Genomic DNA, 1,399 nt, shown 5'->3' with positions numbered 1-1,399 from the left:
CATATTGTCGCAGTGGCATTTCGTAAAGATCAAGCCCTAAACTTTGTTCGTGCTCGATCCCATTAAACCCATAGTTATGCTCCCTACCAGTAATGGTATTATTGTAGCCTTTATGCTGTAGTCCAAAAGGATAATAATTCTTCTCCTCACGGATCTCAGAAGTATTAACACTACCGTCATCGTTAGCGTCTGCGTATGAGAGTCTGATGTTTCCTAAATGGTCACCATATACGCCCAAAAATAAATTTTGCGGTCACATTTTTCTGGGACACCTGTTAAAACTGCTAAAAAAATGAACGTCCAACCTGTCATATATCTGTCTACTGTGCTAAAATACTAATTTACATCTAAAGCCTACGCAGCAGCAACCCAGATTATTGCTAAGGCAATAAACCCCTGTTTTGCTGCTGCTTCCTTGTCCTCGATATTGTACATAATACGAGTTATACCCGCACTTCCTTCGTCAGGGTCTATAACAAGTATTATGTAGCAATACTCCCGTAGCTTCGCCCCAAGCTGCCATTGCGCTCAAAATCTGACTTCTAACAAACGATTTCTACTGAAGATATTACAATATTATACTCATATAATCGTGTCGTAGAACGTTTCCCAAGCATTGTGGGGTCATTCAATCGCCATTAAGGCTAGTATTTTAATAAAAAGTGGAAGTTCAACCGCATAATCCAACGCATTCCACTTTTTCTTAAAATATTTTTTCCGTCCCAAGTAAGAACGATTATTATTGAAGTTGAAGTGCGTAAAGGCAGAAGCTGCCGAGCTTCAACTTCAATAATAATCATAGCCTAGTGGCGATTGAACGAAGCTGCGTTGCACGCAAAAACAAAGGCGTAGCCATAGCGGAGAGGAGCAGCCGACACACAAAAAGGAGTGTAACGGTTTTGTGTGCCAGACGATTTTTATGTTTTCCGATTTATCAAAATATAAACTTCAACATAAATAATCGGCTAGGCAGCGACCAAGCGGCGTAGCCAATGAAGCAGCGGTTTTGCTTAATTAACTCACGCCGTAGGCATCCTTATTGTTTTTAAGCAAAAAAGTAGCTGCGGGTGATGGAGGAACAGAGCAAGGCTATTTATTTGTAGTGGAGACTGACGACCGAAGGTGAGGAAGTCGCAACGGTATGGAACAAGTGCTTTTTCTGCACTTGTGGAATAACAAAAAATAGCTTGTGGCGTGACGAAGGAACACCTTATAACAGCTTATTACAAAAGCCCTTTTCGGGCTGATGTGATAATAGTAAATTGGAGCGATAGCGACTCACTTGGTTATTTAGTGTAATGGATGGAACTGGTTGATAGCTTCGTGTAAGCTTTCAAGATTATTCTGCTTGTAGGATTCTGTAGAACTAATATGTTTATGTCCTGCTAAGTATTGAACT

Annotated in this window: 1 pseudogene; it reads right to left on the bottom strand. The window is 40.5% G+C overall.

The features are described 5' to 3' along the window. Positions 1-238: pseudogene (locus F0000_RS27300) on the bottom strand (hypothetical protein); the annotation flags it as partial. Positions 239-1,399: the final 1,161 nt, after the last annotated feature.

Origin of the sequence: Aquimarina sp. RZ0 (assembly GCF_008370685.1) — a bacterium.
Lineage (GTDB): Bacteria > Bacteroidota > Bacteroidia > Flavobacteriales > Flavobacteriaceae > Aquimarina.
The sequence above is the reverse complement of the archived record's forward strand: the minus strand, read 5'-3'. Positions and strand labels throughout refer to the sequence as shown.